The following is a 23,563-nucleotide window of genomic DNA, read 5'->3' as shown; positions in this document are numbered from 1 at the left end:
CGGCACCAGCACCCCCTCCGGGGCACCGGGGCCCCGGAGGGGGCGCACTGCCGGCGGCGGGCGCGAGACCGCCGCCATGGATGCCTTCACGCGTGACGTGCCCGGCGGCCGGCCGGGCGTCGAGCACCCCGGCGCCGTGCCCGAACGGGCTCCCCTTCGCGCTGCCTCGCGGGCGGTGGGGGCGCACCTCGCACGGCCCGGTGCGGCTCGTGCCGGCCGCCCCCTGAGGGCCGTCAGGCCAGGGCGTCCCACCGCCGGGCCAGGCGGTCGGCGCCCGCGTCGGTCAGGGAGCCCCACAGGCGCAGGCGGGCGATGCCGCCGTCGGGGTAGGTCTCCAGGCGTACGTGGGTGGCGGGCGGGACGTCGACGACGAAGCGGTGGACGGTGTCGGGCTGCAGGGGGGTGCGGGGCAGGATCCCGAACCAGTCGCCGTCCTCGCCGTCGCGGCCGAGGAGGGCGGCCCAGCCGGCGGCGTTGCCCTTGTAGTAGCCGGTGTCGATCTCGACGGCGCGGACGGTGCCCTGGGCGGCCAGGCGGTAGCGCGCCCAGTCGTTGCCCTTGTCGCGGCGCCTGCGGGTCTCCCAGCCGTCGCCCATGCGGCGGGACCTGCCCGGCAGGATGGGGTTGACCGGGGAGGAGTAGAAGCGGTCGGAGACGTCCTCCGGGGCGCCGCCGTTCTCCAGCGCGACCAGGTCGAAGGTGCCGAGCGCGGTGAGCCACACCGGGTCGGGGACGACCTCGCCGTGGACACGCAGCCTGGCGATGCCGCCGTCGGGGAACTGCTTGAGCCGCAGGTGGGTGAAGCGGCGTTCGACGGCCACCTCGAAGCCGTTGGCGGCGTGGCCACCGACGGCCGTGCGCGGCACGAGTTCCGTCCACCGCACGCCGTCGGCGAGCAGGTCCGCGGGCGCGGCGGACAGGGCCGCGCTGGTGGCCTCGACGGCGATCTGCCGGGGGTGGTTGCCGCGGAAGTGGGCGGTGTCCACGACCACGCCGCGCACGACGCCGGGGGCGGCGAGGCGGATCAGCGCCCAGTCGTGGTCGGTGTCGGCGGGGTGCGGGCTGCCGGCGTCGGTGCCGCGGCGGCGGCGGGTCTCCCAGCCGTCCATGACCTGGCCCTTGTGGCCGAAGTGCTCGGCGCGGAACTCGGGCCGCTCGGGGACGAGCAGGTTCTCCCGTTCGGCGAAGAACTCGTCGTTGGCGGCGGTCACACCGGCGCCCAGGCGGCGGTCGGCGAGGTCGACGAGACCCGTGAAGGGCAGGTCGGCGCCGCGGTAGTCGGCGTAGGGGTCCCCTCCGGAGTACGGCTGGGCGGCGCCGGTGTACCGGGGTACGGCAGTCACGCGTTCTCCCTTTCGATGAGGCGGCCGGAGGGGTCGGCCGGGGTGCCGTGGTCGGCGATCCGCTCGCCGCGCAGCCAGGTGCTCCGTACGACGCCCTGGAGGGTGCGGCCCGCGTAGGCGGTGACCTGGTTGCGGTGGTGGAGCGCCGCCGGGTCCACGGTGAAGGTCTCGTCGGGTGCCAGGACGGCGAAGTCGGCGTCGTGGCCGGGCGCGACGGCGCCCTTGGTGGTGAGTCCGGCGAGGCGCGCCGGGCCCCGCGCCATCCAGCGGACCACGTCGGCGAGCGTGGCGCCACGTCGGCGGGCCTCGGTCCAGATCGCGGGCAGGCCGAGCTGGAGGGAGGAGATACCGCCCCAGGCGGCGCCGAAGTCACCGGTGTCGAGGTGCTTGAGGTCGGCGGTGGAGGGCGAGTGGTCGGAGACGACGCAGTCGAGGGTGCCGTCGAACAGGCCCTGCCACAGGGCCTCCCGGTTGCCCGCCTCGCGGATCGGCGGGCAGCACTTGAACTGCGTCGCGCCGTCGGGGACCTCCTCGGCGGTGAGCGTCAGGTAGTGCGGGCAGGTCTCGGCCGTCAGGCGTACGCCGTCGCGGCGGGCGGCGGCGATCAGCGGCAGGGCCTCGGCGGAGGACAGGTGCAGGACGTGCACCCGGCAGTCCAGGCGGCGGGCGAAGGCGATCAGCGCCTCGACGGCGGCGTTCTCGGCGGCGCGGGGGCGGGAGGCGAGGAAGCCGGCGTACCCGGGCCCGGCGGGCTGCGGGGCGCCCTCGATGAGCCGGGGGTCCTCGGCGTGGACGATCAGCAGCCCGTCGAAGCGGGCGATCTCGCGCATCACCTCCTCCAGTTCGGCCGGGGCGAGCTGCGGGAACTCCTCGACGCCCGAGGGCAGCAGGAAGCACTTGAAGCCGAAGACCCCGGCCTCGTGCAGGGGGCGCAGGTCCTTGGCGTTGCCGGGGACGGCGCCGCCCCAGAAGCCGACGTCGGTGTGGATCCGGCCGCGGGCGGCGGCACGCTTGACCTCCAGGTGGGCGGTGGTCGTGGTCGGCGGGATGCTGTTGAGCGGCATGTCGATCAGCGTCGTGACGCCGCCGGCCGCGGCCGCCCGGGTGGCGGTCTCGAAGCCCTCCCATTCGCTGCGCCCGGGGTCGTTGACGTGGACGTGGGTGTCGACGAGGCCGGGGAGCAGGGCGTCCGTGCCGAGGTCGACCAGGCGGGCGCCGGGCGGGGGTTCGCTCCCGTACGGCAGGACGGCGGCGATCCGGCCGCCGGCGACGGCCACGTCGGCGGGGCGCTCGCCCTGCGGTGTGACGACCCGTGGTGAACGCAGCACGAGCTCGATCCCGTCAGCGGCCTCGGACACGGGTTCCCCTTCCACCGGCGTCGCACAGAAATTCAACGTTCTGTTGAAAAGCATCCTCCGCTCGCGCCCGAGCCGCCGTCAACCCCTGCCCGGGCGCCACGCGAGGCCCCGGCAGTACAGTTGAGGGATTCCACGCAATGGAATGTGTTTTCCGCGCCTGCCGGCCACCGCTGCGCCCACGACCGCCCAGAACGGCGATCATCTGCCTGGTCAGGGCCGGTAGGCTGCACCATCACCACCGTCCGCCTGGGGAGGAAACGTGGCGTCAGACCGCGCCGGGGGCGTGCAGTCCCTGGAACGCGCCTTCGACCTGCTGGAGCGGATGGCCGACGCGGGCGGCGAGGTGGGCCTCAGCGAACTGTCCGCGAGCAGCGGGCTGCCGCTGCCCACGATCCACCGGCTGATGCGCACCCTGGTCGACTGCGGCTACGTACGCCAGCAGCCCAACCGCCGGTACGCGCTGGGGCCCCGGCTGATCCGCCTCGGCGAGAGCTCCGCCCGCCTGCTGGGCACCTGGGCCCGCCCCTACCTGGCGGAACTGGTCGAGGCGACCGGCGAGACCGCCAACATGGCGCTCCTCGACGGCGACGAGGTCGTCTACGTCGCCCAGGTCCCCTCACGGCACTCGATGCGGATGTTCACCGAGGTCGGGCGGCGTGTCCTGCCGCACTCCACGGGCGTCGGCAAGGCCCTGCTGGCGCATGTCCCGCCCGAGGAGGTGCGGGCCCTGCTGGCCCGCACCGGGATGCCCGCGGCCACCGAGCGGACCATCGTCGACCCGGACGCCTTCCTCGCGGAACTGGAGCACATCCGCGCCCAGGGCTACGCCGTGGACGACAACGAGCAGGAGGTCGGGGTCCGCTGCCTGGCGGTCACCGTCCCCGACTCCCCGACGGCCGCCGCCATCTCCATCTCCGGTCCCGCCGGACGGGTGACCGAGGCGGCCACGGAGAAGATCGTGCCCGTGCTGCAGGGCGTGGCGCGCCAGCTGTCGTCCGCGCTGGCCAGCAACGGGACGACCTGAGCGCACCCGGTCGGCACGGCGGCCGCGCCGGTGGGTGAGGGTGCGGCGGTGGGAGGGTTCGGGTTCGTCTCGCGCCCTTCGGGCGCAAAGCGGCGGACTGCGGAGGGGTGGGTGGGGCGGCCCTCCTCGGCGGTGTGCGGGTGGGTTCGTGGCGGGGGTTCGGGCTCCGGAACGGGGCGCCTTTCGGGTGGCGGGGGTCTCGTTGCCGTCCGCGAGTGCAGATGGCCGCTGCCACGCCTTCGCCGGGTGGTGGGCGCGCCCGCCGTGACCGGCGACTGCGGCTGATTCGAGGTGCTGTCGAGGGGCGGGCGGAAGATCGGGCCCGCTTTCGCCGAGATAGTCGGCGGAACGGAGCCCGATCTTTGGGACGGGGAAGATCGGGCTCGCTTACGCCGAACATGTCGGCGGAACAGAGCCCGATCTCGTAGATCCGTCCACCGAGCCCTGTGCCTGTCGGGGAAGCACCCGCAGACGCCGGTCACGGCAGGCGCGCCACCCACGAACGGTGGGCGTCGCAACCGGCCATCTCTACCCGCGGACGGCCACGAGACCGGCGCCCCACGAACAACCGGACCCGCTCCGGAGCCCGAACTCCCGCCGACCACCGGCCCGCTCACAGCCGAAAAGGCCCGCCCTCACCCTCCCGTCCGCAGCCCGCCGTATTGCGCCCAAAGGGCGCGAGACGGCGGGAAAGCCGCTCAGCGACGCCCGCCACGCTCCGCACCGCGCTGGAGTGCCGGCCGGGGGGGACCCGCCGCACCGGGAAGCCGCGGAGGCCGCGGACGCCGCGAAAGCCGGGGCCCGCATCGGGGCGAGGGCGGACCCGCACGGTCGGGGACGCGTCGGCAGCGTGGGCAGCGGTCACCGCACAGGCACGTCGTCGTGCCGCCGCGGCGGCTTGACCTCGAGCGCACTCCAAGGCCTACGGTCGTCACCGTAGCGACCACGACCCCGGATGGGGGAACCATGCAACTCGGCCTGCACCTCACGAAGTTCGACCACCCCGCGGGACCGGCCGGGCTGGCGCCCGCGCTGGCGGCGGCCGGCGAGGCCGCCGAATCGGCCGGCGCCGGCTGGCTGTCGGTGATGGACCACTACTTCCAGATGGAGAACAACGGCGGCGCCGAAGCCGCGATGCTGGAGGCCTACACGACGCTGGGGTTCCTCGCCGCCCGCACCTCCTCCGTGCGGCTCGGCGTCCTCGTCACCGGGGTCACCTACCGCCACCCCGGCCTGCTGGCGAAGATCGCGACCACGCTCGACGTCCTGTCCGGCGGCCGGGCGACCCTGGGTCTCGGCGCGGCCTGGTACGAGCGTGAGCACCTGGGCCTGGGCGTGGCCTTCCCGCCGCTCGCGGAACGCTTCGAACGGCTGGAGGAGACGCTGCGGATCTGCCTGCAGATGTGGGACCGGGACGACGACGGCCCCTTCGAGGGCACGCACTACTCCCTGGCGGAGACCCTCGGCATCCCGGCCCCGGTGAGCACGCCGCGCCCGGAGATCATGATCGGGGGCGGCGGCGAACGGAAGACGCTCCGTCTGGTCGCCCGGTACGCGGACGCCTGCAACCTCTTCGCCTCCTCGGCCGCCGAGGTCGCGCACAAGCTGGACGTGCTGCGCGCGCACTGCGACGAGGCCGGACGCGACTACGAGCGGATCCGCAAGACCATGCTCTTCGTCGGCGACTCCATCCGCTCCGGCGACACCGACGCGTTCGTCGCCGACATGGCCGGTTACGCCAAGCTCGGCATCGACACGGTCATCGTGGTGCCGCCGGACGCCGAACCGGCCGGCTGGATCGACCGGCACTGCGCGCCGGCCGTCCCCCTGCTGGCCGAGCTCGGCTGACCGGCCTCGCGCCCCGCGGGCACCCCGCGTCACTACGGACGCGGGGTGCCGAACAGCTCGATCGCCCGTCGCACCTCGGTGAGGGCACCGGCCAGGGCGCTGACGGAGCCGAGCGCCCCGGCGATCACGAGCAGGCCGCGGCGCAGCCGCGGGACGTCCGGGACGCCGGCGGCCGCGGCGGCGGCCAGCGCGGACAATTCGTCCTCGGCGATGTGCCGGTCCGGTAAGTTGCTGCGGTACCCGGCGAGTTCACGACGACAACGGGCGACCGCGGCCCGCAGGGCGGTCACCCTCGGGTCGAGGGTGCCGTCGTCGTCCACCGCCGCACGGGCGGCCACGTCCTTCACCACTGATACGTCCCCCACAGGTAGGCCCCCGGTGATTCCCCATGGCCGGCCGGCCCCATCCGGTCCGCCGTATCGGGGAGGACAGTAAACGCGACGGAGCGCTTCCCCCGCTATACGGAGAGCGAAATCCGCCGTAACTTCCTTCCTCGCGTGACGACTTGCCGACATCAACGTCCGGGACCCGCGATCCGGTTCCAGTCCGCGAGCCGCCAGCCCCCCGCGCCGTCGCGCGACCAGCGGGCCATCGAGGCGTTGACCACGCGGGCGTCGCCGGGCGGCGGCGTGCCGAGCAGGCGGCGCAGCGCCAGCACCACCGCGTCGTGCGTGACCAGCAGCAGGGGCGGACCCGGGCGGCCGACAACGTCCTCCAGGTAGTCCCGGACACGGGCCTCCACGTCCCCCGCCGACTCCCCGCCCGGCGGGCGGTAGGCGGTTTCGCCCTCGCGCTCGCGCCGCCGCGCCTCCTCGGGGAAGCGCTCACGGACCCCCTCCGGGGTGATGAGCTCCAGCACGCCCATGCCGCGGTCCCGGAGGCGTTCGTCGTAGGTGACGGGCAGCGGTTCACGGCCCGCGGCCGTACGCACCTCCTCGACGGCGCGCAGGGTCTGCCGGGCCCGCTCGAAGGGCGAACAGCCGACCCGGCCGGGCGCCTCGGCAGCGGGCAGGGCGAGCAGGTCACGGCCGAGCAGCGCCGACTGCTCCCGGCCGAGCGAGGTCAGCGCCACACCGGCGTCCCGGACCCCTTCCAGGGACCTGCCGCGGGCGAACGCCGCGTTCGCCTCGCTCTCGCCGTGGCGCACGGCGATGATCCAGCTCGTCATGGCCGGTCCTTTCCCCGGCCCCCCGTCCACGGTATCCAGGGGGCATGGAACGCGACGCGAGCACGGGCGCCGTCGCCGGACTGCTGCTGGCGGCCGGCGGGGGCAGACGGCTGGGCGGCCGTCCGAAAGCGCTGCTGGAGTACCACGGCCACCCGCTGGTCGAGCACGCGGCGAAGGCGCTGCGCGCCGGCGGCTGCGGCCCCGTCCACATCGTGCTGGGCGCGGCGGCCGCGCAGGTGCGCGAACAGGCCGCGCTGGAGGACTACGCCGTCACCGTGAACCCGCACTGGGAGCAGGGCATGGGCTCCTCGCTGCGCGCCGGCCTGGAGGCGCTGGCCGGCACTGGCGCCGCCGCCGTGGTCGTGGCACTGGTGGACCAGCCCGGGATCGGGGCCACGGCGGTGGCCCGGGTACTGGCCGCCTACGCCTCGCCGCGCACCCTCGCCTCCGCGACCTACGGAGGCCGGCGGGGCCACCCGATCCTGCTGGGCGCCGCCCACTGGGCGGCGATCGCCGAGAGTGCGGTGGGGGACCAGGGGGCACGCTCCTACCTGAGGCGGCACGAGGAGGCGATCGCACGCGTCGAGTGCGGGGACGTCGCGGTCCCCTCCGACATCGACAGCCCGGACGACCTGCGGCTGCTGGCGGACCCGCCGGAGCCCCCTGCACCCGGTGCCACAAAACGTTGAACTTCCACCATGCAAAAACTATGCTCCACCCAGCAGAAGCGCCCGTACGGTCGGCGCGCCTCGCAGCCGTAACCCGCCCGGTCCGGCACCCCGTGCCAGGACCGGGGCGCGGTGGCCGCCCGGCTCCTCCGGCCGCACGGCACCCCTCATCGGCAAGAGGAGAGTCAGGTTCATGTCCGCATCAGGGCCCGCACCGCACGCCGTCGTCGCCGACACCGCACCCCCCGTCGAGCGCGCGGAGGAGGTGCTGACCGACGAGGCGCTCGCCTTCCTCGGCGAGCTGCACCGCCGGTTCGCGCCCCGCCGCGCCGAACTCCTCGCCAGGCGCAGGGAACGCCGCGCCGAGATCGCCCGCACCGGCACCCTGGACTTCCTCCCGGAGACCGCCCACATCCGCGAGGGCGACTGGCGCGTCGCCGACGCCCCCGCCGCGCTGGACGACCGCCGGGTGGAGATCACCGGCCCCACCGACCGCAAGATGACCATCAACGCCCTCAACTCCGGCGCCCGGATCTGGCTCGCCGACTTCGAGGACGCCTCCGCCCCCACCTGGGAGAACGTCATCGGCGGCCAGGTCAACCTGATCGACGCCTACGAGCGCCGCATCGACTTCACCTCCCCCGAGGGCAAGTCCTACGCGCTCAAGGACGAGACGGAACTCGCCACCGTCGTCATGCGCCCCCGCGGATGGCACCTCGACGAGCGCCACCTGACCGTCGACGGCGAACCCGTCCCCGGCGCCCTCGTCGACTTCGGCCTCTACTTCTTCCACAACGCGCACCGCCTGCTCGCCAAGGGCAAGGGCCCCTACTTCTACCTCCCCAAGACCGAGTCCCACCTCGAAGCCCGCCTGTGGAACGACGTGTTCGTCCTCGCCCAGGACCACGTGGGAGTGGCACAGGGCACCATCCGCGCCACCGTCCTCATCGAGACGATCACCGCCGCCTTCGAGATGGACGAGATCCTCCACGAACTGCGCGACCACGCCTCCGGCCTCAACGCCGGCCGCTGGGACTACCTGTTCTCCATCGTCAAGAACTTCCGCGACGCCGGCGAACGCTTCGTCCTGCCCGACCGCAACGCCGTCACGATGACCGCGCCCTTCATGCGCGCCTACACCGAACTGCTCGTCCGCACCTGCCACAGGCGCGGCGCCCACGCCATCGGCGGCATGGCCGCCTTCATCCCCTCCCGGCGCGACGCCGAGGTCAACGCGGTCGCCTTCGAGAAGGTCAAGGCCGACAAGGACCGCGAGGCCCACGACGGCTTCGACGGCTCCTGGGTCGCCCACCCCGACCTCGTCCCCATCGCCCGCGCCTCCTTCGACGCCGTCCTCGGCGACCGCCCGAACCAGAAGGACCGCCTCCGCGAGGACGTCCACGTCAGCGCCGCCGACCTGCTGGCCGTCGACTCCCTCGACGCGAAGCCCACCTACGAGGGCCTGCGCAACGCCGTCCAGGTCGGCACCCGCTACATCGAGGCATGGCTGCGGGGCATGGGCGCCGTCGCCATCTTCAACCTCATGGAGGACGCCGCCACCGCCGAGATCTCCCGTTCCCAGATCTGGCAGTGGGTCAATGCCGGCGTCGTCTTCGCCGACAACGGGGAGAAGGCCACCGCCGACCTCGTCCGCTCGGTGGCCGACCGCGAACTCGCCGCCATCCGCGAGGAGGCCGGCGAGCAGGCCTTCGCCGCCGGCCGCTGGCAGCAGGCCCACGACCTGCTGCTGAAGACGGCACTCGACGAGACCTACGTCGACTTCCTGACGCTTCCGGCGTACGAACTGCTGGACTGAGACCCGTCGTTTCCTCCCCCGGCCCGGGCGCCCGGGGGAGGAACGACTTCCCGCAACCCCCCGGAAAAGACGGGCAGCGGACGTACGGGCGCTGGCATGATCGTCGGCATGCCAGCAGCACGACCGCGCGCCGTAAGGCCCAGCCTGTACATCTCGGTCGACATCGAGGCCGACGGGCCCATCCCCGGCCCGTACTCGATGCTCAGCCTCGGGGCCGCCGTCGCCGGCCGGCAGGACGCCGACGGATTCACCGCCGCCGACCCCGAGCGGGACACCTTCTACCGCGAACTGCGCCCGGCCGGGACCGAGGTCGACCCGCAGGCACTCGCCGTCAGCGGCCTGGACCGGGCACGCCTGGCCGCCGAGGGCAGTGAACCGGCGGCCGCGATGACCGAGTTCACCGCATGGGTGGCCACCGTCGCCGAAGGCGCCCAGCCCGTCATGACCGGCTACCCCGCCGCATACGACTGGATGTTCCTGTACTGGTACCTCATCCGCTTCACCGGCTCCAGCCCCTTCGGACACTCCGGCTGCCTCGACATGAAAACGCTGTACGCGGCCAAGGCCGGCGTACCGCTGCGCGCCGTCGCCAAGGGCACGATGCCCCGCGGACTGCTCCCCGGCCGCCGGCACACCCACCACGCCCTCGACGACGCCGTCGAACAGGCCGAACTCTTCGCCAACCTCATGGCCTGGAAGGGCACCACGCATGCCCTTTGACCACAACGACCACTACCACCGGCTGCTCCTGCGCAAGGTCCCGCCCGGCGCGCTCACCGCCCTGGACGTCGGGTGCGGCACCGGACGGTTCGCCCGGCGCCTGGCCGCCCGCGGACTGCGGGTCGACGCGATCGACGCCTCCCCCGAAGCCCTGGCGGCGGCCGGACCCGCCCCCGGGGTCACCTTCCGCGTCGCCGACGTCACCGCCGTGGACCTCCCCAAGGGCCACTACGACCTCATCACCTGCCTGGCCAGCCTGCACCACGTGCCGTTCGACACGCTCACCGTGCTGCGCGCCGCCCTCGCACCCGGCGGCGTCATCGTCGTCCTGGGCTGCTACCCCGAACGCACCCCCGCCGACTGGGCGGTCAGCCTGGCCGCGGTCCCCGTCAACGCCGCCGCCCGGCTGGTCGTCGCCGCCACCGACCGGATCCGCGGCCGCGACCCGGAAACCGTCCGGGCCCCCGTACGCCCACCGGGCACACCCCTGCCACGGATCCGCGCCGAAGCGGCGCACCTGCTGCCGGGCAGCCGCGTCACACGCCTGCTGTTCTGGCGCTACCTGCTGGTGTACCGCGACGACAGGGCCGGCTGACCGCGCGGACCTGCCCGTCGGGGCAGCCGGACCGGCCGGCCGCGCTCAGGCCTGCCCGGTGTCGAAACGGCTGATCTTTCCGTCGTCCACGGTGAAACGCCACTTCGTACGCATCTCGCCCCACGCGTCGTTGCGGTAGTCCGCGATGAGGGTCAGCCCCGCCGAGTCCTGGGACTGCACGTCCATGTGGCCGTGGGACTCGAAGATCTCCCGATCCGCCCACTCCTTCAGGTTGCGGTCGGAACCGTCGTCGGACATCGTCGCGTTCTCGGTGAGCGCTGCCTCGAAGGCCTGCCGGTCCCCGGCGTTCACCGCCGAGACGAAAGCGCGGACGGCCGGCTCGTTGAGGGCGTCGGTGCGGATCATCGCTGCTGCTCCCTGTGCTCACGGATCGTGCCACCAGCCTCACCCGAGCGGCCCCGGCGCGCTACCCGGAGCCCCGCGGCCGGCCCCCCGTTCACCCGCGGGGACCGCCACCGCTGGCCCGGCGACGGGACCACGGGGACCCTGGGATCCAGCCCGGCGGCCCGACAGCGACGGCAGGAGCACACGCGTGGCGAGTGGGGGCGAGGGCCTCACCGACGAAGGACGCGACGTACTGCGGTACGTCCGGCTGCTCCCCGTCGTGCTGCTCGTCGGCGGATTCCTGGTCGACTACCTGACCCCCGCACAGTTCAGCGCCACCGCCTTCTACTCCGTCGCCCCCATGCTCGCGGCCCCCCTGATGTCCCTGCCCGGCACCGTGCTGGTCGGACTGGGCGCCATCGCCGCCGACGCCGGCATCCTCAGCCACTTCGGCTACCTCGGCGGCCCCGGCGGCATCAGCGAACTGCTGTCGATCACCGCCGTCGCCGTCGTGGCCGTCTTCATCAACCGCCTGCTCCACGTCCGCGACGTACGGCTGCGCTCCGCGCGCAGCGTCGCCGCCGCCGTGCAGCGCGCCGTACTGCCCGTACCACCGCGCCGCGTCGGCCCGTACCGCATCGCCGCCCGCTACGAGACCGCCGAGGCGGAGGCCGAGATCGGCGGCGACCTCTACGCCGTCCAGGACACGCCCTACGGGCTGCGCTGCATCATGGGCGACGTACGCGGCAAGGGCATGGCGGCCGTGGAGGCGGCCACCGTGGTGCTCGGCGCGTTCCGTATGGCCGCCGACGAGGAACCCACCCTCGCCGGGGTCGCCACCCGCATGGACCGCGCACTGTGGCGCGAGGCCGAACGCCGCGAGGGCATGGACCGCCTTGAATGGTTCGTCACCGCCGTCCTCGCCGAGTTCCCGCCCGACGACACCGAGCTGCGCCTGGTCAACCGCGGCCACCCGCCCCCGCTGCTGCTGCACCGGGGCACCGTGCGCTACGCCGAACCGGCGGGCAACGCCCTGCCCCTCGGGATGGGCCTCGGCGACGTCACCGACCGGGTCGACACGATCCCCTTCCCGCCCGGCGCGACCCTGCTCATGCACACCGACGGTGTCACCGAGGCACGCGACGCCGACGGCACCTTCTACGACCCCGTCACCCGGCTGGACGCGGTGCCGTTCAACGGCCCCGCCGAACTCCTCGACGCCCTCCTGGACGACGTCCACGCGCACACCGGCGGCCCCCGCAGCGACGACATGGCACTGCTGGCGGTCTGCCACTTCTGAGCCCCGTCAGCCCCGTCAGGCCCCGTACGCCGCCCCGCAGGAGGCACGCACCCGCAGCGAGGGCAGCAGATCCACATGCCGGCGCGGCGAGGAGCCCCCGCCCGCCCCGACGCGCTCCAGCAGCAGGGCCACGGCCGCCTCTCCCACCGCACGCTTGGGCGCCGCGACCGCCGTCAGCGGCGGATCCGCCAGCCCGGCCACCTGGTCGTCGTGGACCACGACCGCCAGGTCCTCCGGGACCCGCAGCCCCAGGGCCTTCAGCCGGGAGAGCACCATCACCGCCAGTTCGTCGCCGTGCATCAGCACCGCGTGCACCCCGTGCTCCTCCACCAGCGCCCGCACGTGCCGCACCGTCACGTCCACCCGCTCGGCCTCCGGCAGGTCAGCCGGCGCGGTGTACGGCGACCCGGGGGCCGGAGCCAGCCCCAGCGCCTCCACCGCCGCCGCGTACCCCGAGCGCAACTGCCCGGCGTGCGCCGTCTCCTGGAGCACCAGCGCGACCGAACCGTGCCCCAGCGCGGCCAGGTGCCGTACCGCCATGACCGCCCCCTGCGCCGAGTCCGTCCGCACCCGGTCCAGCTCCGCGGCCTGACTCCCGGGCGGTGCCAGCCGCTCCACCAGCACGAGGGGCACCGCGCGCTCGGCGATCCGGGCCCCGCCCCCGGGTGCGGGCGTCCAGCCCGGGGTCAGCAGCAGGCCGTCCACCCCGGAGGCGACCAGCCGGCCGGCCTGCTCCTCGTCGCCCTCGGCCACGTAACCGGACAGGCCCAGAACCAGCCGTCCCCCGCGGGCCTCCAGGGCCTCCCGGGCGCCCTGCACGATGTCGCCGAACGAGTAGTCCAGGGTGGGCACCACCATGCCGACCACGAGCCCCTCGGCGTCCCGCGCCCCCGTGCGAGCGGGCTCGGCCGCCGCCCCGGCGCCGGGCCACAGCACGGAGCCGTGGGCCCGCCGCAGCCGGCCCTGCTCGGCCAGGGTCTCCACGTCCCGGCGCACGGTCACGGTCGACACGCCCAGTTCGTCGGCGAGGTCGGACACGCGCAGGGTGCCCCGTTGACGGACCAACTCCATTACCCGTTCGTGGCGCTGGTCGACGTGGAGTCGCACGGTGTTCCCCTTGGTGCTCCGGGCGGGCGGTGTCGTGAGCCGCTGCTGCCACGCACTGTACGCACTGCGCGCACCGCGGTGATCCACAGGTTTCTACCGGGGACGCTCCGCCCACGGCAACGGTCCCGGCGCGGGGACGTACGGGGACGTACGGAGACGTGCGGGGACGTGCGAGGACCGCGCGAATGCGGCACAGGGGCGCGACGCACGGGCGCGACGCGGTGGCCCGCCAAGACATCTCGACCCTCGCATTACTCTCTTCACCCCTGCTGTCAGCGCCTGCGCCTACCCTGCTGCCGTGAACGCCCCCGCCCTCCGCCAGCTCCGCGCCGCCCTGGAACGCGCCCTCGCCGACCCGGGCATCGCCACCTCGCGCTCCCGGGAGGAACGGCTGCGGAAGGCCACCGCGGTGCTGGAGCGCGCGGCCGCCGACCTTCCGCCGCGGGCGCTGCGCAGCCTGGACGACCTGTTCGACGACGCCGTGCTGGGCCACCCCGGGCAGCCGGACACCGTGCTCGGCCGCATCGCGGCGGGCCTCTACCGCACCCGGGCGGGGCAGGTAGGCCGGCAGCTGACCGCTGCCAGCCAGCGCGACATCATGGACGGCATCGCCGACCTCAACCGGGCCGCCGGGCGCCGCGCGTTCGGATGGCAGGCCCGGGGGATGCGCCCCTGGTCCAAGCACACCAAGGAGCCCCTGGACTTCACCGGGCACATCGTGCTGCGCCGGGCGCTGAGCACTCCCGTGGAGCCGCGCCGCGAGCCGTACCGGCTGCGGCTGCTGGCCGCGCTGGAGGTGCTGTGGGCGACGGCGGTGCCCCGCGAGGGCCTGGTCGCCGCCGACGTCACCGACCTGTCGGCGCAGGAGTCCCGCATCCGGCTCACCGTGAACCTGCCCGGCCGGACCGCCGCGACCCGGCAGGAGTTCGCGCTCCCCCGGTCGGCCCGGGCCGCGCTGCGGCTCTGGCTGCCGGTACGCCGGGAGGTCGTCGCCCGGCACCTGGAGGCGGGACCCGACCATCCCGCCAACCAGGCCCTGTTCGTCACCCTGCGGCACACGGTGGCCGAACCGGCCTCGGGCGCCGCCCGGATGGTGCCGCCCGGCATCCGCATCACCGGGAACGGACTGGAGACCGACTACAGCAAGTGGGCGCGCCGGCTCAACGGCGACAACGCGGGGCAGAAGGGCTGGCCGGTGCCGACCGACCTCTACACCGTCGCCCGCGGCGGCGCGGTCCGGCGCGAGGCCCAGGGCCGCTCCCAGGGGCGCGGCCCGGGCCACCGGTGAGGATCAGCCGGTGCGGGTCCGCGCCCGGTGGGCGTCGAGGACGTCCTGGCGCAGCAGTGAGCCGAAGCCCGCGGACTCCAGACGCAGGCCCAGTTGCGCCTCGTCGACGCCGAGGGCCGCCGCGGTGCGGGCCAGGTGCCAGTCGTGGGCGGCGAGGCGGTCGAGCAGGTGGCCGCGGCGCGACTGGTTCTCCGAGAGCCGGAAGGTCTTGAGGTAGACGGTCCGGCCGCGCCCGTCCGTGACGGCCTCGCCGATGTGGTTCTCCCGCCCGGGGCGGAACTCCGGCAGGAACCGGGAGAGGGTGAAGGGGCCCATCCGGTACACCTTCCGCCAGGTGCGGGGCTGCTCCAGGAGCGCGGCGGCCATGGTCGTGTCGTGGAACCGCGCCCAGGTCCGCTCCTGTCCGTCCGCCGCGGCGCGCAGCTCCGCCAGCGAGCCGATGCCCGTGCCGGGGATGCGGGCGCGGAACTCCTGGACGGGCGGCATCAGCGTGGCGTAGTGGTGGACGAGTTCGCCGTAGAGGTCCTGTACGAGGGTCGGGTGCAGCGCGCGGTAGTCGTCGGGGTGCGGCACGACGAAGGCCGCGGCCAGGGCGTCGGCGACGTAGAGCAGGACGCCGCACTGGCCGGGGTGGATCTCGAAGACCCGCAGCGCGTCGGCGAGTCCGCGCACCTGGGCCCCCGTGTACGCCTCTTCCGCGCGCGGGGACAGGCCCCGGCGCAGCGCGCGCTGCGACCATTCCTCCCAGGCGACCGAGGGGCCGCCGAAGTGCAGGGCCAGATAGCCCTCCAGCGCCAGGTGCAGGGGGAGGAAGCGCAGTCTGTCCTTGGCCTCGCGCCGGGCCATCCGGCGGTGCATGCGCAGTGCGCCCGTCGCGGGGCGCGCGTCGTCCGCGCCCGCGGCCAGCTGCGTCCCGTAGGCGGCGGCCGGGGTTCCGTCACCGGTCCAGGTGGCGACGAAGGCGTGCGGGATGTACGAGACGTACGCGTGCCGCGGGCCGGCCTGGACGGCGGACGGCCCGCCGGTGAGGATCCTCGGGTGCAGCCGCAGGTCCTCGACGGGCTGTTCGCGCACCAGCGGGACCAGGCGCACGGCGCCCCATACCTGGGAGGGGCGGGTGTCCAGGCCGGTGAGGTCGAGTGCGGTCATCGGGTGTGCTCCCCCCGGTGGGTCCGGTCGAGCAGTCGCCGCGCGCGGGCGTCGAGGTAGGCGGCCAGTTCGGCCGGGCCGGTCCGGCCCTCGGCGAACTGGGCGAGTTCGACGAGCGCGGGCAGGTCCTCGGCGTCGCGGATGCCCGCGGTGGCCACGGCCGGGGACAGCCGGCGCACGTCGAAGTCGTCGGCGTCGTAGACGGGGTTGAGGTGCACGACCTCGGTGCGGCGGCCGGGGTCGATACGGGCCCGCCACACGCGGAGCACCTCGCCCGCCAGACCCGGGGGCGCGTTGTCCCAGCCGTCGGAGACGACGACGAGCCGGGACGGATCGGTCTCCAGCGCGTCGAGGATCCGCCGGCCCAGCGGCGTCGCCCCGTACGGGCGGGCGAGCAGGGCGTCGGTGCGCCCGGACGTCCACAGCCCGGTGTACTCGCCGGCGAGGGCCGCGAGCAGGTGGTGGCAGGCCAGGGCGACGGCCAGCGGCCGGTGGCGCTTGGTGCCCGAACCCGAGGCGGAGAAGCTGTCGTCGAGGACGGCGGTGACCCGGCCCCAGCTTCCCCGGTGCGCTCCGGCCACCCGTGCGGCGGCCGCGTCCAGGGCGGCGGTCAGTTCCCGGCGCCGGTGCAGGCGTTCCTCGACGGGCAGGGACAGGACGTAGGAGGCGAGCCGGGTCAGCGGCATGCGGTCGAGCGCGGCCGGCACCGCGCCCGCCTCGTGCCGCCGGGCGGACTCCTGGAGCCGCAGGGTCTCCAGGCGCGTCATGCGCTGGGCGATGCGCTCCAGGAACACCTCGCGCGGCACGCCGTGCTTGGCGGCGAAGCCCTCGGCGACGGTGTAGGGCAGTTCGTACAGCGCGTCCTGCGCGAAGTGCGCGCGGCGCCAGGCCTCCAGGAGCGGTGTGTCGTACCGGCCCCGGCTGAGCGGCCGGAACACGAAGGTGCCCAGTTCCTCCCCCGTGGGGGCGATGTGGGCGTGCCGCAGTGCCTGCTTGAACCCGCTGCGGTACTTCACGGCGTCGAATGCCTGGTCCGGGCGTGCGGCGAGCCAGTCGCGGATGATCGCGCGGGTCCGCCGGTTGTTCACCCCGGACCGGCGCAGGGCGCCGAAGAGCCCGTACACCCGCTGCGGCGGCAGCAGGGCCAGCCGGCCGGCGATGAGCCGGCCCTCGGTGCGGCGCTGTTCCGCGCCGGCCTCGGCGGCGGTCTCCAGCAGCCGGCGGATGATCAGTGCCGCGTTGTGGTCGTTGATGTCGAGGGCGAGGGCCCCGGCGTACAGGTCGCGGTAGTTGCCCAGCATGTACGCGTGGAGGAAGTCCAGCGACAGCCGCTGCTCCGCCGCACCGGAACGGAACTCGCGCTGACCGGTCGCGGTGATCGCCGCGTTGACGAACAGCAGCACGTCCTCGGCGGCGACCGCCGCCCCCCGCTCGCTCATGGCGTCGGCTCCCCCTGTCGTGGACGCCGGCCGGGGAATGGGGGCACGAGCAGCGAATCATTGCTTCAGAGGCAGGTTCCGGAAGTCGCACCGTAGTCCCGCGGCCGGCACGGCGACCGTAACAGAGCCGGTGCGAGGCGCTCCATCGGATTCCCCCTCGCCCCGCCCCGCGACGGGTGCGGCGAACGCCGGGTCCCGCCCCGGGCGGGGCGGGACCCGGCACCGGCCGGGGGGCCGTCCCTCCCCCGGCCGGGGTCAGCGGATGACCGCGGCGGGTCAGCCCGCCAGGCCCGCGATCCGCGCGAGCCGCACGGCCTCGTCGCGGGTGGCTCGTGCGATCGCGTCCTCGTCCACGGTGACGAGGCGGCCCTCCTCCACCACCGGGCGGCCGTTCACCAGGGAGAGGGTGACGGGGGCCGCCGCGCCCAGGACGAGCGCGGCGACCGGGTCGGCGATCGAGGCGTGGGCGAGGGTGTCCATCCGCCACAGGACGAGGTCGGCGAGCTTTCCGGGTTCCAGGGAACCGATCTCCGCGGCCCGGCCGAGCACCCGGGCGCCGCCGTACGTGCCCAGCCGCAGGGCCTGACGGGCCGTCAGCGCGGCCTCGCGGTGCGCGCCGAGGCGGTTGATGAGCAGCGCGTTGCGCAACTCGGTGTGCAGCTCGCCCGATTCGTTGGACGCGGTGCCGTCCACGCCGAGGCCGACCGGGACGCCGGCCGCGAGCATGTCGGGGACGCGGGCGATGCCGGCGGCCAGGCGGGCGTTGGAGGACGGGCAGTGGGCGACGCCGGTCCGTGTGCGGGCGAAGGCGGCGATGTCGGAGTCGGCCATGTGGACGCAGTGCGCCATCCACACGTCCTCGCCGAGCCAGCCGGTGGACTCGAAGTAGTCCGTGGGCCCCATGCCGAACAGTTCCTTGCAGAACTGCTCCTCCTCCACGGTCTCGCTGCCGTGGGTGTGCAGGCGCACACCCTTGCGCCGGGCCAGCAGGGCGCCCTGGCGCAGCAGTTCGGTGGAGACCGAGAACGGCGAGCAGGGGGCGACGGCGATCTGCGTCATGGCGCCGGGGGAGGCGTCGTGGTGCTTGTCGATCGTCTCCTCGGTGGCGGCGAGGGCGTCGTCGAGGGACTCGACGGCGAAGTCCGGGGGCAGTCCGCCGTCGGACTCGCCGCGGTCCATCGAGCCGCGGGCGAGGGTGAAGCGCACGCCCATGCCGGCTGCGGCCCGGATGACGGCGCCGGACAGGTCCCCGGCGCCGCGGGGGAAGACGTAGTGGTGGTCCATGGCGGTGGTGACCCCGCCGCGGGCCATCATCGCCAGCGAGCCCTGTGCGGCCGCGTGGGTCATCCGCTCGTCGATGCGGGCCCAGGTGGGGTAGAGGGCGACGAGCCAGTCGAAGAGGTTGTGGTCGGTGGCCAGGCCCCGGGTGATCCACTGGTAGAAGTGGTGGTGGGTGTTGACCAGGCCGGGGGTGAGCAGGTGGCCGGTGCCGTCCACCCTCCGTACGACGCCCTCCAGCCCGGCGGGGGCGGGGCCCGGGCCGACGGACTCGATGCGGTTGCCGGCGACGACGACGTGGCCGGCCGGGTACTCGGTGTCGTCCGCGTCGACGGTGGCGACGGCGCAGTTCTCGATGACGGTGCGCTCTGCTGGGGCTGTCATGGCGGGGCCTCTCAGTCCGTCACCGGGATGCGGGGCTCGGCACCCTCGCGCAGGACGGTGCCCTCGATGAGTCCGTAGGGGCGGTCGGCGGCGAAGTACACCGCGCTGTCGGGGGTGTCGTTCTTGAGGCCGAACGGCTCCAGGTCGACGAGGAAGTGGTGCTTGTTGGGGAGCGAGAGCCGCACCTCGTCGACCTCGGGGCGGTGCTCGACGATCCGGTCGCCCATGGCGTACAGCGTCTGCTGCAGGGAGAGCGAGTAGGTGCCGGCGAAGGCGTCGAGCAGATGGCGGCGGACCTCGGCCCAGGACTCCTCCCACTGCGGGGCGGGATCCTCGTCGCGGGTCCAGTGGAATCGCCAGCGGGCGCTGACCTCGGTGGCCAGGACGCGGTCGCGGGTCTCGGGGAGCGTGGTGTAGCGGTCCTTGACGAAGCCCCAGAACTCGGAGTCGGTGGTGTTCATGACCACGAGGTCCTTCAGGCCGGAGACGACCTGCCACCGCTCGCCGTCAAAGGCGACCTCGGTGGTGCGGGTCTCCCGGCCGCCGCGGAGGAAGGAGTGCCCTTCGGTGATCCGCTGCCAGTCGTACTGCTCGATCCGGATCCTGGCCCGCTCGATGGACCCCTGGCTCGTGACGAAGTGCCGGGCGAGGTGGATGCCGAACTGCTCCGCGGAGCCGACGCCGTGCTGCTTGGCGAAGGCGAAGACGGTGTTCTTGGTGGTGTCGGTGGGCAGCACGGCGGCGTTGCTGCCGGAGTAGTGGACGTCGTCCATGGCGCCGGAGAGGGCGACGGAGACGTTGAGGTCCTTGACGTGGTGGGTCGCGCCGTCGCGGGTGACGTGGACGACGCGGGTCTCCGCCTTGCCGTACTGGTTCTGGCCGAGTCGGGTGGGCGACATGTCGGTGCTAGCTCCCTCGGTATACGGAGTAGCCGAACGGGTTGAGCAGCAGCGGTACGTGGTAGTGCTCGCCCGGCTCGACGGCGAAGGCGATCGCCACCTCCGGGAAGAAGGCTCCGCTGTCCCTGGTGCGGGGGGCGTCCTGCTGGTCCTCGGCTCGACTGCGGTGGTCGGTGCTCTGACGGGTGAGGTAGGGCTCGGTGGCGAACTCCAGCCGTACGTGGGTCGTGCCGTCGGGCGGGTCGGGCAGGTCCTTGCAGCGGCCGTCGGCGTCGGTCTCCGAGGCGCCGTGCGGCGCCCAGGGAGCCCCGCTCCCGGCGCGCACCTCCATGGTGACGGCCACGCCCCGAGCGGGGCGGCCGGCGCTGGTGTCCAGGACGTGCGTGGACACGGAGGTCATGAGGGGTCCTCCTTCGCGGTCCCGGCGAGCCGGGTGAGCCGGACGCGGTTGATCCTCCCCAGTTCGCTGCGGACGATCTCGCGCTCGGTGGCGGGGTCGTTGCCGATGCGTTCCTTGAGCGCGGCCAGCATCTGGTCGCCGGTCCTGCCGGTGGCGCAGATGAGGAAGACGTGGCCGTGCCGCTCCTGGTAGGCGAGGTTCAGTGCGAGCAGTTCCTCGCGCTGGGAGTCGCGTACCCCGCCCTGTTCGCGGGCGGAGACCGGGTCGCCGGGCCGGGGGCGGCCGATCGGCGGGTGGCCTGCCATCGCCTCGTCCAGGTCGTCCGCGGTGAGGCCGGACGTCGCGGCGTCGGAGGCGGTGAGGAGTGCGTCGAGGGTGTCGTACGGGCGGGCCGCCGTGACGGCGGCACCCCAGGAGCGGCTCGCGCAGACCTCGTGCAGCAGCGCCACCGCCTCCGGTCCGCCGGCGGCGTTGAACCGGGCCAGGCCCGGGAATGGGCTGGAAGTCACAACGGCACGCTAAGAGTGCCCGCCCCACGACGTCAACAGTTTGTTGAAAAGTTGCGCTCCATGACGCCCGGACGGACGCCCCGGGCCGGGCTCCGGGGCCCGTCGCCACGTTCATGCCTGCCGCCCGGCGGACGCCCGGCGCGTTTCCCCCGGCTCCGCACGGCCCTCGATGCGGCGTACCGAAAGGCGGGGAGCCGTCCTCGCGGTGGACCGCCCCGGCGATTCGGCAGCTCTCCCGGCCGAAGGCTCGGGGAGTGCGGCACACAAGGGCACCTCCCGGCGCGAGCCGCGGGACAGGAAGGAATGCGCGCCGGTCCGCCCTAGCGGTCTTCCTTCGCCGCGTTCTCCCTGTTGAGGTAGTTGTAGACGGTGAAGCGGCTCACGCCGAGCGCCGAGGCGACCGTCTCCACGCCGTGCCGCACGGAGAAGGCGCCGCGCTCCTCCAGGATGCGGACGACCGTCTGCTTCTCCTTGCGCCCCAGCTCCGACAGCGCCCTGCCGTGCCGGCGCTCGAGGTCGGCCAGGATGTGGTCGAGCGAGTCCGCGAGGTGCGGCAGCCGTACGGCGACGACCTCCGCCCCCTCCCAGCTGAGCACGACGTCGTCACCGCGCGCCTCGCCCGGGGGCACCAGTTCGGCACCCATGGCGTCGGCGAGCGGCTTGATCGCCGCACTGAACGGGTGCTCGACCGGCCCGTTCACCGGTCCTCCTCCGCGAGGACGTTGACCTGCAGCGACACCCGGGTCGCGCCGGCCTCCAGGGTGCGCCGCAGCAGATCGCCGACCACGGTGACCACCTGCTCCGTACCGCCCTCGGCCGAGTTGCCGAAGGGCCCGACGTCGACCGCGTCCAGCCCGGCCGTCTCCAGGACCTCGCGGCCCACCACGGCGTGCCGCGGGGGCTCGTCCAGGTCGAAGGGCTCGGTGGTGAATTCGAGTCTCAGGCGCACGTCCTCAACCTAGCTGGTCAGGGGCTTTCCGGGACATCCCTCTTGACAGCCGCCGTCCGCCTCCGAGAGTCTTCCGTTAAGTAGAAATAAGTTTCCGTATTACGGAAGGGCGCATGTGATGGGCTTCGACTCCACGCGCTGCGATGTGAACCTCTCGATCCTCTTCACCGAACTCCCGCTCCTGGAGCGCCCCGCGGCCGCCGCCGCGGCCGGCTTCTGCGCGGTCGAGCTGTGGTGGCCGTGGACCCGGATGCCGACCCCTCCGCAGTCCGAACTCGACGCCCTGCGCGACGCGCTGCAGGAGGCCGGCACCCAACTGGTGGGGCTGAACTTCTACGCGGGCGAACTCCCCGGCCCCGACCGCGGCGCCCTGTCCGTGCCGGGCGAGGAGTCCGCGCGCTTCCGCGCCAACATCGACGTCGCCGCCGACTTCGCCCGCTCGGTGGGCTGCACTGCGCTCAACGCCCTGTACGGCAACCGGGTGGACGGCGTGAGCCCCGAGGCGCAGGACGAACTCGCCCTGGAGAACCTGGTCCGTGCCGCGCACGCGGCCGACCGGGTCGGCGCGGTGCTGCTGGTCGAGACCCTCAACAAGCCGGAGTCGCCGCGCTATCCGCTGGTGAGCGCGGCCGCCGCGGTCGAGGTGGTCGACAAGGTCAACGCCGAGACCGGTCTGGGCAACGCCAGGTTCCTGCTCGACCTCTACCACCTGTCGATGAACGGCGAGGACCTGCCCGCCGTGATCGACGCCTACGCGGACCGCACCGGCCACGTCCAGATCGCCGACAACCCCGGCCGGGGCGCGCCCGGTACGGGCTCCCTGCCGCTGGCCGCCCTCCTGGGCCGGCTGCGCGAGGCGGGGTACGACGGCTGGGTCGGCCTGGAGTACAAGCCGGGCCCGCAGGGCAGCGCCGCCTCCTTCGACTGGCTCGCCGGCGCCGACAAGTAATCCGGAGAGGACATCATGACCACCACACTTCCCACGGTCGCGTGGATCGGCCTCGGCATCATGGGCTCCCCCATGTCGGAGAACCTGATCAAGGCCGGGTACTCCGTCACGGGCCACACGCTGGAGCAGGACAAGCTCGACCGCCTGGCCGCGGCCGGCGGCACCCCCGCGGCCTCGATCGCGGAGGCCGTGAAGGACGCCGACGTCATCGTCACCATGGTCCCGGCCTCCCCCCAGGTGGAGGCCGTCGCCTACGGCGAGGACGGCATCCTGGCCAACGCCCGGCCGGGCGCGCTCCTGATCGACATGTCGTCGATCACCCCGCAGACCTCGGTCGACCTCGCCAAGGCGGCCGCCGCCCGGGACATCCGGGTCCTGGACGCACCCGTCTCGGGAGGCGAGGCGGGCGCCGTCGAGGCGGTGCTCTCGATCATGGTGGGCGGCGAGCAGGCCGACTTCGACGAGGCGCGGCCCCTGTTCGACGCCCTCGGCAGGACCGTCGTCCTGTGCGGTCCGCACGGCGCCGGGCAGACCGTCAAGGCGGCCAACCAGCTGATCGTCGCGGTGAACATCCAGGCGTGCGCCGAGGCCGTGGTCTTCCTGGAGAAGTCCGGGGTCGACCTCGCCGCAGCCCTGGAGGTGCTGAACGGCGGCCTCGCCGGATCCACGGTGCTGACCCGCAAGAAGCGCAACTTCCTCGAGCGCGAGTACGCCCCGGGCTTCCGCATCGACCTGCACCACAAGGACATGGGCATCGTCACCGACGCCGCCCGCAACGTCGGCGCGGCCCTGCCCGTCGGCTCGGTGGTGGCGAACCTCGTCGCCTCGCTGCGGGCGCAGGGCGACGGCGGCCTGGACCACTCCGCCCTGCTGCGCGGTGTGGAGCGGCTGTCCGGCCGGCCGGTCACCGGCTGACCCCCCGACTTCCGGGCGGCGGCGCCCCGACCTGTCCTGTCGCGCCCGATGGGGCGCCGCCGCCCGGAACCACGAACGTCCGCGCCGCCGAGAGCTTCTGAGGGGTAGTCTA

At 73.9% G+C, this 23,563-nt stretch carries 24 protein-coding genes; 10 read left to right on the top strand and 14 right to left on the bottom strand.

Features of this window, described 5'->3' with window-relative positions; genetic code table 11:
• Positions 1 to 233 precede the first annotated feature (233 nt).
• Entirely contained in the window at positions 234 to 1,343 is a 1,110-nt protein-coding gene (gene alc, locus ACFW3D_RS21340; protein WP_500505836.1) for an allantoicase, read from the bottom strand.
• A complete protein-coding gene (gene allB / locus ACFW3D_RS21335; protein ID WP_500505835.1) occupies positions 1,340 to 2,701 on the bottom strand; it encodes an allantoinase AllB in 1,362 nt (453 codons plus the stop codon). Before allB ends, alc begins: the two co-directional genes overlap by 4 nt.
• A 259-nt stretch (positions 2,702 to 2,960) precedes the next feature.
• Here allB and ACFW3D_RS21330 point away from each other — a divergent pair, with 259 nt between their 5' ends.
• On the top strand, positions 2,961 to 3,725 hold the full coding sequence (locus tag ACFW3D_RS21330; protein ID WP_500505834.1) for an IclR family transcriptional regulator: 765 nt from the start codon (positions 2,961 to 2,963) through the stop codon (positions 3,723 to 3,725).
• Positions 3,726 to 4,691: 966 nt separating this feature from the next.
• Complete coding sequence (locus tag ACFW3D_RS21325) at positions 4,692 to 5,573, top strand: LLM class F420-dependent oxidoreductase (RefSeq protein ID WP_500505833.1); 882 nt, start codon at positions 4,692 to 4,694, stop codon at positions 5,571 to 5,573.
• A gap of 32 nt (positions 5,574 to 5,605) precedes the next feature.
• Here the strand turns inward: ACFW3D_RS21325 and ACFW3D_RS21320 are convergent, their stop codons facing one another.
• Positions 5,606 to 5,923, bottom strand: a complete 318-nt coding sequence (locus tag ACFW3D_RS21320) for a DUF5955 family protein (RefSeq protein WP_500505832.1) — start codon at positions 5,921 to 5,923, stop codon at positions 5,606 to 5,608.
• A gap of 164 nt (positions 5,924 to 6,087) precedes the next feature.
• Complete coding sequence (locus tag ACFW3D_RS21315) at positions 6,088 to 6,741, bottom strand: histidine phosphatase family protein (RefSeq protein ID WP_500505831.1); 654 nt, start codon at positions 6,739 to 6,741, stop codon at positions 6,088 to 6,090.
• 44 nt (positions 6,742 to 6,785) lie between these two features.
• Between ACFW3D_RS21315 and ACFW3D_RS21310 the strand changes: the two genes are divergently transcribed.
• The 4 genes from ACFW3D_RS21310 to ACFW3D_RS21295 all read left to right on the top strand — a co-directional run bounded on the left by ACFW3D_RS21310 (position 6,786) and on the right by ACFW3D_RS21295 (position 10,540).
• The gene (locus tag ACFW3D_RS21310; protein ID WP_500505830.1) at positions 6,786 to 7,430 is read left to right on the top strand and encodes a nucleotidyltransferase family protein; all 645 of its coding nucleotides are present in this window, start codon (positions 6,786 to 6,788) and stop codon (positions 7,428 to 7,430) included.
• A 172-nt stretch (positions 7,431 to 7,602) separates the two neighbouring features.
• Positions 7,603 to 9,225, top strand: a complete 1,623-nt coding sequence (gene aceB / locus ACFW3D_RS21305) for a malate synthase A (protein ID WP_500505829.1) — start codon at positions 7,603 to 7,605, stop codon at positions 9,223 to 9,225.
• A gap of 108 nt (positions 9,226 to 9,333) precedes the next feature.
• Positions 9,334 to 9,945: a 3'-5' exonuclease gene (locus ACFW3D_RS21300; RefSeq protein WP_500505828.1), complete on the top strand. Its 612-nt coding sequence runs from the start codon at positions 9,334 to 9,336 to the stop codon at positions 9,943 to 9,945.
• Entirely contained in the window at positions 9,935 to 10,540 is a 606-nt protein-coding gene (locus ACFW3D_RS21295; protein WP_500505827.1) for a class I SAM-dependent methyltransferase, read from the top strand. Before ACFW3D_RS21300 ends, ACFW3D_RS21295 begins: the two co-directional genes overlap by 11 nt.
• Positions 10,541 to 10,585: 45 nt before the next feature.
• Here the strand turns inward: ACFW3D_RS21295 and ACFW3D_RS21290 are convergent, their stop codons facing one another.
• Positions 10,586 to 10,906 carry a nuclear transport factor 2 family protein gene (locus ACFW3D_RS21290; protein WP_500505826.1) on the bottom strand — a complete coding sequence of 107 codons (321 nt, stop codon included), beginning with the start codon at positions 10,904 to 10,906 and terminating at the stop codon, positions 10,586 to 10,588.
• A gap of 187 nt (positions 10,907 to 11,093) precedes the next feature.
• Here ACFW3D_RS21290 and ACFW3D_RS21285 point away from each other — a divergent pair, with 187 nt between their 5' ends.
• Positions 11,094 to 12,185, top strand: a complete 1,092-nt coding sequence (locus ACFW3D_RS21285) for a PP2C family protein-serine/threonine phosphatase (RefSeq protein ID WP_500505825.1) — start codon at positions 11,094 to 11,096, stop codon at positions 12,183 to 12,185.
• Positions 12,186 to 12,200: 15 nt separating this feature from the next.
• Here the strand turns inward: ACFW3D_RS21285 and ACFW3D_RS21280 are convergent, their stop codons facing one another.
• A complete protein-coding gene (locus ACFW3D_RS21280) occupies positions 12,201 to 13,292 on the bottom strand; it encodes a LacI family DNA-binding transcriptional regulator (RefSeq protein ID WP_500505824.1) in 1,092 nt (363 codons plus the stop codon).
• 298 nt (positions 13,293 to 13,590) lie between these two features.
• On the opposite strand from ACFW3D_RS21280, the gene ACFW3D_RS21275 reads away from it, so the two are divergent.
• Positions 13,591 to 14,580 (top strand): hypothetical protein, encoded by a 990-nt coding sequence (locus ACFW3D_RS21275; protein ID WP_500505823.1) that lies wholly within the window; start codon positions 13,591 to 13,593, stop codon positions 14,578 to 14,580.
• Positions 14,581 to 14,583: 3 nt separating this feature from the next.
• Here ACFW3D_RS21275 and ACFW3D_RS21270 read toward each other — a convergent pair whose 3' ends face one another.
• From ACFW3D_RS21270 to ACFW3D_RS21235, 8 genes are all read right to left on the bottom strand, one after another.
• Positions 14,584 to 15,729, bottom strand: coding sequence for an ARPP-2 domain-containing protein (locus tag ACFW3D_RS21270; RefSeq protein ID WP_500505822.1), 1,146 nt, complete (start codon positions 15,727 to 15,729; stop codon positions 14,584 to 14,586).
• Entirely contained in the window at positions 15,726 to 17,168 is a 1,443-nt protein-coding gene (locus ACFW3D_RS21265; protein ID WP_500505821.1) for a hypothetical protein, read from the bottom strand. Before ACFW3D_RS21265 ends, ACFW3D_RS21270 begins: the two co-directional genes overlap by 4 nt.
• Before the next feature lie 276 nt (positions 17,169 to 17,444).
• Positions 17,445 to 18,830: an 8-oxoguanine deaminase gene (locus tag ACFW3D_RS21260; protein WP_500505820.1), complete on the bottom strand. Its 1,386-nt coding sequence runs from the start codon at positions 18,828 to 18,830 to the stop codon at positions 17,445 to 17,447.
• An 11-nt stretch (positions 18,831 to 18,841) separates the two neighbouring features.
• Complete coding sequence (gene pucL, locus ACFW3D_RS21255; protein ID WP_500505819.1) at positions 18,842 to 19,729, bottom strand: factor-independent urate hydroxylase; 888 nt, start codon at positions 19,727 to 19,729, stop codon at positions 18,842 to 18,844.
• 7 nt (positions 19,730 to 19,736) lie between these two features.
• Positions 19,737 to 20,129 carry a hydroxyisourate hydrolase gene (gene uraH / locus ACFW3D_RS21250; protein WP_500505817.1) on the bottom strand — a complete coding sequence of 131 codons (393 nt, stop codon included), beginning with the start codon at positions 20,127 to 20,129 and terminating at the stop codon, positions 19,737 to 19,739.
• Positions 20,126 to 20,638, bottom strand: coding sequence for a 2-oxo-4-hydroxy-4-carboxy-5-ureidoimidazoline decarboxylase (gene uraD / locus ACFW3D_RS21245; RefSeq protein ID WP_500505816.1), 513 nt, complete (start codon positions 20,636 to 20,638; stop codon positions 20,126 to 20,128). The genes uraH and uraD overlap by 4 nt, the downstream gene beginning before the upstream one ends.
• 320 nt (positions 20,639 to 20,958) lie before the next feature.
• Positions 20,959 to 21,339, bottom strand: coding sequence for a helix-turn-helix domain-containing protein (locus tag ACFW3D_RS21240; RefSeq protein WP_500505815.1), 381 nt, complete (start codon positions 21,337 to 21,339; stop codon positions 20,959 to 20,961).
• Positions 21,336 to 21,587, bottom strand: coding sequence for a hypothetical protein (locus tag ACFW3D_RS21235; RefSeq protein WP_500505814.1), 252 nt, complete (start codon positions 21,585 to 21,587; stop codon positions 21,336 to 21,338). The genes ACFW3D_RS21240 and ACFW3D_RS21235 overlap by 4 nt, the downstream gene beginning before the upstream one ends.
• Before the next feature lie 118 nt (positions 21,588 to 21,705).
• On the opposite strand from ACFW3D_RS21235, the gene ACFW3D_RS21230 reads away from it, so the two are divergent.
• A complete protein-coding gene (locus ACFW3D_RS21230) occupies positions 21,706 to 22,536 on the top strand; it encodes a TIM barrel protein (protein ID WP_500505813.1) in 831 nt (276 codons plus the stop codon).
• Positions 22,537 to 22,551: 15 nt separating this feature from the next.
• Positions 22,552 to 23,451: a 2-hydroxy-3-oxopropionate reductase gene (locus ACFW3D_RS21225; RefSeq protein ID WP_500505812.1), complete on the top strand. Its 900-nt coding sequence runs from the start codon at positions 22,552 to 22,554 to the stop codon at positions 23,449 to 23,451.
• Positions 23,452 to 23,563 lie beyond the last annotated feature (112 nt).

The organism is Streptomyces sp. NPDC058864, from assembly GCF_042742985.1.
In the GTDB taxonomy this organism is placed as follows: Bacteria; Actinomycetota; Actinomycetes; order Streptomycetales; family Streptomycetaceae; genus Actinacidiphila.
This window is presented reverse-complemented; position numbering and strand designations above follow the sequence as displayed.

Excerpts from the sequence above, each read along its gene's own strand:
- ACFW3D_RS21325 (WP_500505833.1), top strand. The coding sequence starts at position 4,692 with ATGCAACTCGGCCTGCACCTCACGAAGTTCGACCACCCCGCGGGACCG.
- ACFW3D_RS21315 (WP_500505831.1), bottom strand. The coding sequence starts at position 6,741 with ATGACGAGCTGGATCATCGCCGTGCGCCACGGCGAGAGCGAGGCGAAC.
- ACFW3D_RS21310 (WP_500505830.1), top strand. The coding sequence starts at position 6,786 with ATGGAACGCGACGCGAGCACGGGCGCCGTCGCCGGACTGCTGCTGGCG.
- aceB (WP_500505829.1), top strand. The coding sequence starts at position 7,603 with ATGTCCGCATCAGGGCCCGCACCGCACGCCGTCGTCGCCGACACCGCA.
- ACFW3D_RS21300 (WP_500505828.1), top strand. The coding sequence starts at position 9,334 with ATGCCAGCAGCACGACCGCGCGCCGTAAGGCCCAGCCTGTACATCTCG.
- ACFW3D_RS21295 (WP_500505827.1), top strand. The coding sequence starts at position 9,935 with ATGCCCTTTGACCACAACGACCACTACCACCGGCTGCTCCTGCGCAAG.
- ACFW3D_RS21290 (WP_500505826.1), bottom strand. The coding sequence starts at position 10,906 with ATGATCCGCACCGACGCCCTCAACGAGCCGGCCGTCCGCGCTTTCGTC.
- ACFW3D_RS21270 (WP_500505822.1), bottom strand. The coding sequence starts at position 15,729 with ATGACCGCACTCGACCTCACCGGCCTGGACACCCGCCCCTCCCAGGTA.
- ACFW3D_RS21265 (WP_500505821.1), bottom strand. The coding sequence starts at position 17,168 with ATGAGCGAGCGGGGGGCGGCGGTCGCCGCCGAGGACGTGCTGCTGTTC.
- ACFW3D_RS21260 (WP_500505820.1), bottom strand. The coding sequence starts at position 18,830 with ATGACAGCCCCAGCAGAGCGCACCGTCATCGAGAACTGCGCCGTCGCC.
- pucL (WP_500505819.1), bottom strand. The coding sequence starts at position 19,729 with ATGTCGCCCACCCGACTCGGCCAGAACCAGTACGGCAAGGCGGAGACC.
- uraH (WP_500505817.1), bottom strand. The coding sequence starts at position 20,129 with ATGACCTCCGTGTCCACGCACGTCCTGGACACCAGCGCCGGCCGCCCC.
- ACFW3D_RS21230 (WP_500505813.1), top strand. The coding sequence starts at position 21,706 with ATGGGCTTCGACTCCACGCGCTGCGATGTGAACCTCTCGATCCTCTTC.
- ACFW3D_RS21225 (WP_500505812.1), top strand. The coding sequence starts at position 22,552 with ATGACCACCACACTTCCCACGGTCGCGTGGATCGGCCTCGGCATCATG.